This is a genomic window from Bacteroidota bacterium, from assembly GCA_018831055.1.
In the GTDB taxonomy this organism is placed as follows: domain Bacteria; phylum Bacteroidota; class Bacteroidia; order Bacteroidales; family B18-G4; genus M55B132.
Window position 1 is genome coordinate 1 of record JAHJRE010000005.1, and the last position, 8,193, is coordinate 8,193.

Genomic DNA, 8,193 nt, shown 5'->3' on the forward strand with positions numbered 1-8,193 from the left:
ATAATTACACTACGGTACATGAATTATACGATGGCAGTCAGGGCGGGGAAGATGCCCCCGGAAATCCTGCTAATACAAATGTTGCAAACATTTTAGATAATACCAGTTGTAGTATCATTAATTATACCGGTCATGGCGGCGAAAATGGGTGGGCTCACGAGAGCATCCTGGATATCCCTACAATTAATTCCTGGAATAATTTCGACCAAATGCCCTTATTTATTACAGCTACCTGCGAATTCAGCCGCTTCGATGAACCGGGCATAGTTTCTGCGGGAGAATGGGTGATCCTCAATCCAAAAGGTGGCGGAGTAAGCTTGTTTACTACAACTCGCCTTGCCTGGTCTGACCCCAACTTCAAGCTGAACAGGGTAATCTATCAGTATGCTTTTGAAAAGACCGATGGGAAATACCCACGTTTAGGAGACCTGGTTCGTATTTCCAAAACCATCATGAATACAAGCCAGAACGTGAAAAATTTCGTATTACTGGGAGATCCTGCCCTCAGGTTGGTATATCCTAAGATGGGAGTGATCAGTACCTTAGTGGAAGCGGGAAACCTTCAGTTTTCCTATGATACGCTAATGGCTATGTCGCAAGTTACCATTGAAGGCATGATTGTCGATGAATTTGGCAATCATCTTCCTGATTTTCATGGATATGTAATTCCTCAGGTGTTTGACAAAAAGGCAAAATATTATACACTGGGCAATGATGCCGGCAGCCCGATTGCATCTTTTGAGCTTCGCGATCGTTTGCTGTTCCAGGGACGGTTTACGGTTCAGAATGGGAATTTTTCCTTTTCTTTCATTATGCCAAAGGATATTGCCTATGAATTCGGCGAGGGAAAAATCAGCTATTATGCTGTGGATACACTCACTTACAGGGATGCAAATGGTTATACCCCGGTTGTTATCGGGGGAGTCAGTCCTTTCCCGGTTGATGATATTGCCGGCCCGTCAATGGAGCTTTTTATTGATGACCTGGGTTTCAAATCCGGAGACCTTGTCAGCAATACTCCTATCCTCATGGTATACCTGCAGGATGCATCAGGGATAAGCTTTACAGGAAATGGTATCGGGCATGATATTACAGGAATCCTGAACGGTGATACACGGCAACCTTTGGCATTGAATGAATATTATATCTCTGATCTCGACAGCCCAAACAGTGGTTGGGTCTATTATATCATGGATGCTTTACCCGATGGAACCCATACCATTGAGGTCAAAGCATGGGATGTCATGAACAATCCATCCGAAATTTCCGCTACCTTTGTTGTTAACCAAAACGGTAATCTTATTGCAGGTGGTGCTTACAATCAACCTAACCCATTCAGCGATCAGACCCAGTTCGGATTCCTGCACAACAGGTCCGACGGTAGATTTACGGTGGAAATAGAGATCTATAACCTCCAGGGGCAACAGGTTTTTAACCTCAGCCGCTTTGTTTCCAGTAGCGGACAGGATATCGAACCCATAACCTGGGATGGAACCGATCAATCGGGGAATCCATTAACATCAGGAATGTACGTTTACAGAATGAAAATCCTGGATGAAACAGGCCAATATTCGGAGCAATCCAATAAGCTTATAATCGGAAGGTAGTCAGCATTCTTTTCCATAGCAATAACTTATATAAATATTCGTTACATTTGCACCTTCAAAATCAATCTAAATTTTAACAGTATATCAAAATGAAAATTCGATCCTTTCTATTGTTTTTACTTTCAATTATTTATATTGCAGGATACAGCCAGGATGCCACTTACGATGATCTCAGCGGACAGGATAATGACAACCTGCGGACGATTACCACAGCGGTTCCTTTTCTCATGATTGCCCCTGATGCCCGGGGTGGAGCATTGGGTGAAGTAGGTGTTTCTTCTTCTCCGGACCCCAACTCTATGCACTGGAATCCTGCAAAGTATGCTTTTATCGACAGGGAATTTGGTTTTGCTGTTTCATTTACCCCCTGGCTGAGAAATTTGAATATTAATGATATTTACCTGGGATATTTATCAGGATTTTATAAAATTGACGAACGTCAGACCATTGCCGCTTCTCTACGTTATTTTACTCTTGGAGAGATAATTTTTACCGATGAACAGGGAACCAATGTGGGTACTTATAAACCAACAGAATGGTCGATAGACGGAACATATTCCAGGAAATTCTCGGAAAAATGGTCGGGAGCGGTTGCCGCCAGATTCATTTATTCAAATCTTACGGCCGGACAATTTGTCCAGGGTGCACCTACCAGTGCCGGAACCTCCATTGCTGCCGATGTTGCTGTATATTATACCGATGATATCCGGATGGGAGATATTGATGGTAACTTTAGTTTCGGGATTAACATCTCCAACATCGGGAATAAAATATCTTACAGTGAAACCAGTATTAAAAAAGACTTTATCCCTACAAATTTGAGGTTAGGACCTACTCTGAACATCGATATTGATGAATACAATTCGCTGGCTTTCATGTTAGACCTCAACAAACTTTTAGTCCCGACACCTCCTGTTTATGAAAGGGATTCAACAGGAAAGTTTGTTCAGGGCCCTGATGGTAAGTATGTGATTGCTAAAGGTGAAGATCCGGATGTTTTTGTTGTTCAGGGTATGCTCCAATCCTTTTACGATGCTCCCGATGGTTTCTCGGAAGAAATGAAAGAGATTCAATTCTCTGTTGGTGTGGAATATTGGTATAATAAGCTTTTTGCTATACGCGGAGGCTTCTTCTGGGAAGATAAAACCAAAGGTAACCGTAAGTTTTTTACACTCGGCGCTGGACTGCGTTACAATGTATTCGGACTGGATTTTTCTTACCTGATCCCGATGGAACAGCAGAACCCCCTTGCCAACACTCTTCGCTTTACCCTTATCTTTGACTTCGAGGGATTCGAAAATCAGAAACAACCGAATAAATAATGCCCTTCAGGATAGGGTTCGGGATTGATGTTCACCGTCTGGAAAAAGGACGTGAGTTCTGGCTTGGCGGTGTTTTGATCCCTTCTGAGTTGGGTGCGGTTGGCCATTCTGATGCGGATGCACTTATTCATGCCATCTGTGATGCCATGCTTGGTGCAGCAGGCTTGAGGGATATTGGTTTTTATTTCCCCGATTCCGATCCGGCACTGAAAGGTATTGATAGCAAGCTTATCCTGAAAAAGATCCTGACCCTGATAAAAGAAGAAGGCTATTCCATTGGGAATATTGATACGACCGTATGCCTGCAAACTCCAAAAATCGCCCAATATATCGGCAGTATGCAGTCAGCTTTGTCGGAAATACTTGGTATTCCTGCAAAAAAATTAGGTATCAAAGCCACAACCACCGAAAAACTTGGTTTTGAAGGCAGGAGTGAGGGGATTACCTGCTATGCGGTTGTTTTGCTGGAGAAACTCAGCGATTGATTTCCTTTACAAGATGTGTGACAGAGCTGGGTTCCCCAGGAGGACCACCGCCGTCGTATTTTATGATTCTGCCATCCGAAACTCTGAAATAGAAATCTCCATCCCAAAACATGGAACGCCATCCCGCGAGGGTGATATTTACTCTTTGGGCTTCCAGCATCGATCCCATGATCATTATCTTTTCCTTGTCTTTCTTTTCAGCCGTGAAACGGTTTATGTCCATGTCGGCCGATGATGCAGTTCCAATAACCCAAAAAGTGATCTCTTCTTCTTCACCCGTCAGCCAGTTCTCCAATCCGGGATTCAGAGGGAATGCCTGTATCCAGGGATAATCATCCAAATCGAAGATTTCATTGATCCTTTTACCATCATGAATCCCTTTCAGGGTGACCCGGTTGCCCTCCAATGAAGCTTTTACACGGGTTTGATCTGCTTTCCTGGAATAATCCCAGCTTTTACTCCGGTATTTGCCGTCAGTATGCAGTATCTGGTCTTCCAGGGTGTCTTTACCACTTAGCCTTACGCAACGGAAATGATGCTGATCGGAAGTCTTGCTCAAATAGTAATGATAATACAACACCTTGTTGTCGCCTTTCTTTTCCTGGTAAACCAAATCCTGGGAAAAGACGTTTATTGCCGGTAACAGGAATAAACACAGTAACAATAGCGAAATACGGTACATTTTCATCATCTTTTTCGGGTTGGTATTAGCTTTTTTTATTCGATATTTCGGATTGACGTATTATAACCTTCGTATTTATTTGAAAAACCTGTCGTGAAAATTTACCAGATATACCTTTTTTGATGCACGGGTTAAGGCTGTATAAAGCCACCGGAAGTAATCCGTATTGATCATGTCTTCGGTGAAATAACCCTGATCGATAAAAACCACATCCCATTGGCCTCCCTGTGATTTATGCACAGTAACGGCGTATGCGAATTTTACCTGCAATGCGTTAAAATATTCATCTTTGCGCAAGGATTTTTCAGATGGGATTTCCTGGCCTTCCAGGATATGTTTTGCCAGGATCCGCATATCCGATGAGGGGAGGCTGGCCGAGTCACTCATGATGCTGTTCAGCAGAACTTTACATTCCATATCCGGTTCATCCGGATAGTCGATCCAGCGGAAACTGATATCGGCAAAATGAAAATCCCCCAGCGAAGAGGTGCGGCGTATTCTTCTTACTTCCACCATGTCGCCGTTGGCTATGAATTCAATATTGTTGCCTTTTTCCATCCAGAAATAATTATTTCTGACAATCATAAGTATATCGCTGGCATTGATTTCGTTTTCGCGGAACAGCAATCTGTTCCTGATCTCCCGGTTAAAGATATTGGCTCTTTTGTTGGAGCGGCACAAAACGACAGTGTTTTCCAGACCGTAGTTAGAGTAAGCATCCTGCAGGGCATCCTCGAGTTCGGAGCCATTGATTCTGTAAAAATCGCTATGGTTGCATGGGCCAAACAGGGGGATTCCGGTTTCCTCCCTGCGAAGTTTTTCCCTGATCAGGGTTGCATTTTCCAGGATGGCTGATGCATGAGGCTGCCTGACCACATCGGTGAGTTCAAATTCCTGAACAAGAAGGCCATAGTTTTTGCTTAGCTTTGCCGCATCAAGGGCAGGACTGATATCAAGGCCTACCGGAGGCAGCTGGGCAGTATCACCGATGAAAACGGCAAAACAATTTTCTGCGGCATAAATATATCGTATGAGGTCTTCCAGGATATTGCCCGTATCAAACAGATCATTTCTTCCGGAATATTCCGGGATCATTGACGCCTCATCGATAAGGAAAAGCGTGTTCCTGTGTGGATTTTGTTTCAGGATAAGGCTGGTATGTCCATCATCCGACAATCCTGGGAAATATATCTTTTTATGAATGGTATAAGCCGGTTTTCCTGAATAAGAAGCAAATACTTTGGCTGCTCTGCCCGTGGGTGCCAGTAAAACCGTGTTTATGCCGAACCCCGGTATGGTCTTTACAAGTGAGCTGATAAGACTGGTTTTTCCTGTTCCTGCATATCCCCGGAGGATAAAAAGCTTTAACGGTGAGGATGAAAAAATAAAATCTGCCATCTCTCCGATCAGGCTTTCCTGACCGGCAGTTAGTTCGAAGGAGAACCGGCTTTTCCATGATTGCTGAAGGTTTTGGCTTTGCATGACATCAGAAGGGATATCCGATTCCAAAATTCCACATAACATCTCTGAGCTGCATTTTTGAAACGACCCAGCGATCGTTGGGAGGATAGGATGGATCTTTAAATTTGGTGGCCGCATCAATCCTGAAAATAAAGAAAGAAAAATCAAACCTGAATCCTATCCCCGCGTCAATGGCCATTTGTCCCAGGAAAGAGTCAAACCGGAATTCCCCTCCCGGGAAGGTTTCATTGGGTTTGAGCAGCCATACATTACCGGCATCAACAAACAAGGCTCCCTTAAAGAATTTATAAATAGGAAACCGGTATTCTACATTGGCTTCTAATTGTATATCTCCTGATTTATCGATGTCATCGTCGGTAACCGTATAGGCGCCAGGGCCCAGCGAACGAAACCTCCACCCACGCATACCATTGGCACCGCCGAGATAAAATCCCTTTTCAAAAGGTAATACCTGAGTGTTGCCGTAAGGAACTCCTATGCCAAAAATCGCCCGGTATACAAGTGAATTGTTCTGTTTCAGGATCCAATAATATCGAAAATCAAAATCAGTCCTGATGTATTGGGAATAACGGATACCAAAAAGGGTATAATAACCCGCGGGATCCCTTGGAGCGGATACTGCCCGGTCGATGAGATTCAGCAGGTTCCCCGATGTTTCAATATTCCCCCGGAAGTATATGAAATTTTTAAGCTTACGGATATCCTGGTTGTTGAATACATAACTGTATCGCAGAGCCATAATGAGGTGATCGGTATACTGATTCCGTAAACGGTCGTCTTCCAGATCGTTGATTTCCTGTTCAAACTCTGCTGTTGGATATACTTTAACAAGATTTACATCCGCCGGATATAAAATATGTTTCTTTGTGTCGGATTCGTTCCATTCATAACCAAAAGCAACGGTTGCAATATAACGTTTGTATTTCGGCCGGTTCTGGTAATTAATCCCGGAGCTGAGGGTGGTTTTGGGCCTGAAATATTTCGGGAAACGATCCTGCCTGATGGGAATCAGGAACTTGGGGAAGGTTAGATTGGCTTCCACCCCGTATTCATATGTATTAAAAAAGAAAAAGGTTTTGTCTTCTCCTTCTTCTATGGTGCTTACTTTTTGTGCTTCCAGTGCACCTTTCAGCCTCAATGTAAATACTTCTCCCCCCCTGAAAATATTCTTGTTCTGAAAAGTAAGGTTAGCTCCAATACCCAGATCACCACCCGAGTTGGTTCCTTCCGCTTCAATAGTATACGATTGTAGCGGTGCGCGGGATAGGTTGATCAGGCAATTCAACTGTTTGTGCCCGTGGTCTTTGCTAAGAGAGTCTTCCGGTGTTTCGGCAAACTGAATGCTGGTGTAATTGAATACGGGCAGACTGCTAAAACGCCTGTATGTCCTTTGTACATCCCGGAGGTTAAAAGGTTCTTTGTTCTCAATAAATATCGATTGGGCTATGGTAGGGGCACTGACTTTTAGCTTGCCTTTATAAAGGATATAATAATAATTTGCCTCCCGGGTATCCTTCACCTGGTGTACCTCTTCCACAAGCGTGTCGTAAACGGTTTTCCTGGATTCCAATGGGTCAAAATCGGGATTGACTACCACTTTCGAGATAAAATAACGATCATGATCCTGCCGTATCAATGTGCCCGGGTTTTCCCGATCAGGAACGCTGACATTTTCAATCACAATTCGGGCATCGACCTGATGCTTGTTCAATGAACTGTCGATTTCATACAGGATATATTCCTTAGTAAAACGGTAATATCCGTTATTATTAAGAAACGTGGTTATCCGGTCACGTTCGCTGTCCATCGTGTAAGCATTGTATATCTGGTTCTTCCTGAGTAAAGTAGAGGAAGTGTCGGAAAATACAAAGGATGCCAGTCGCCTGTCGTCAATCCTGTAGCGTATATTTCTATAACGGTAAGGCTCTCCAGGCTCTATATTATATATCGCTTTGATCTTCTTTTTTTTGTGTTTAAATTTTTCAGATGTGTAATGAACTTCTGCATCGAAGAATCCCAGGTTTTGAAGGTAGGCCTTTATTTCACCGGCCGATTCCCGTGCCGATAAAGAATCATACAGGGTGGCCCTCTCTCCGATAGTGTTCATTACCCACCGGTTGAACCGGCTATCGCGGCCTTTGGTTGCTTTTTGATATGACCAAAGTTTGAAACGGAACAGCCCAAACAGCTTCTTATTTGGCTTTTGGCTGATGTATCCTCTTAACTCCTCTGTATTGATATATTTTTTGTTAGAGGATATATTAACCGTGTTCTTTGTCAGAAGGTATTCATTCTCCTTAAGAGGTTTCGTCGTGCTGCACCCGGCGAGAATCAGCATGATCGAAAGAAACAAAATGATATTTGGATTTTTCCCTGGCAAGAACACCTGTTTTTAAACTAAGCAAAAATAAGATTATCTGGACGAACTTCTAAACGCTTCTGTTTTTTATTATCATTATGGTATTATCGGAGTCCGGGACATGGACAAGTGTTTCTGGTATGTTCGATGCAAATTCGTTTACGGCTTTCATGGCTCCTTCCCATTTGCTGTTGTAATCATGCACAAGGATTACACCTCCCGGAACAAGTCTGGGATAAAAGAATTCCAGACCGGC

7 protein-coding genes are annotated in these 8,193 nt (G+C 43.4%); 3 read left to right on the top strand and 4 right to left on the bottom strand.

Features of this window, described 5'->3' with window-relative positions; genetic code table 11:
* From porU to ispF, 3 genes are all read left to right on the top strand, one after another.
* A partial coding sequence (gene porU / locus KKA81_00440; protein MBU2649375.1) for a type IX secretion system sortase PorU occupies nt 1–1,607 on the top strand: 1,607 nt, incomplete at its 5' end.
* Nucleotides 1,608–1,690: 83 nt separating this feature from the next.
* Nucleotides 1,691–2,929, top strand: a complete 1,239-nt coding sequence (gene porV / locus KKA81_00445) for a type IX secretion system outer membrane channel protein PorV (protein MBU2649376.1) — start codon at nt 1,691–1,693, stop codon at nt 2,927–2,929.
* Nucleotides 2,929–3,414 (top strand): 2-C-methyl-D-erythritol 2,4-cyclodiphosphate synthase, encoded by a 486-nt coding sequence (ispF, locus tag KKA81_00450; GenBank protein ID MBU2649377.1) that lies wholly within the window; start codon nt 2,929–2,931, stop codon nt 3,412–3,414. Before porV ends, ispF begins: the two co-directional genes overlap by 1 nt.
* Here the strand turns inward: ispF and KKA81_00455 are convergent.
* The 4 genes from KKA81_00455 to KKA81_00470 form a co-directional block, all read right to left on the bottom strand.
* Nucleotides 3,404–4,105: a hypothetical protein gene (locus KKA81_00455; GenBank protein MBU2649378.1), complete on the bottom strand. Its 702-nt coding sequence runs from the start codon at nt 4,103–4,105 to the stop codon at nt 3,404–3,406. The genes ispF and KKA81_00455 overlap by 11 nt on opposite strands.
* A gap of 66 nt (nt 4,106–4,171) precedes the next feature.
* The gene (locus tag KKA81_00460; protein ID MBU2649379.1) at nt 4,172–5,620 is read right to left on the bottom strand and encodes an ATP-binding domain-containing protein; all 1,449 of its coding nucleotides are present in this window, start codon (nt 5,618–5,620) and stop codon (nt 4,172–4,174) included.
* Nucleotides 5,583–7,958 (bottom strand): BamA/TamA family outer membrane protein, encoded by a 2,376-nt coding sequence (locus tag KKA81_00465; protein ID MBU2649380.1) that lies wholly within the window; start codon nt 7,956–7,958, stop codon nt 5,583–5,585. The genes KKA81_00460 and KKA81_00465 overlap by 38 nt, the downstream gene beginning before the upstream one ends.
* Nucleotides 7,959–8,007: 49 nt before the next feature.
* A partial coding sequence (locus KKA81_00470; protein ID MBU2649381.1) for a TylF/MycF family methyltransferase occupies nt 8,008–8,193 on the bottom strand: 186 nt, incomplete at its 5' end.

What these genes read in the sequence shown, in the direction of transcription:
- ispF (MBU2649377.1), top strand. Translation starts at nt 2,929, where the DNA reads ATGCCCTTCAGGATAGGGTTCGGGATTGATGTTCACCGTCTGGAAAAA.
- KKA81_00455 (MBU2649378.1), bottom strand. Translation starts at nt 4,105, where the DNA reads ATGATGAAAATGTACCGTATTTCGCTATTGTTACTGTGTTTATTCCTG.
- KKA81_00460 (MBU2649379.1), bottom strand. Translation starts at nt 5,620, where the DNA reads ATGTTATGTGGAATTTTGGAATCGGATATCCCTTCTGATGTCATGCAA.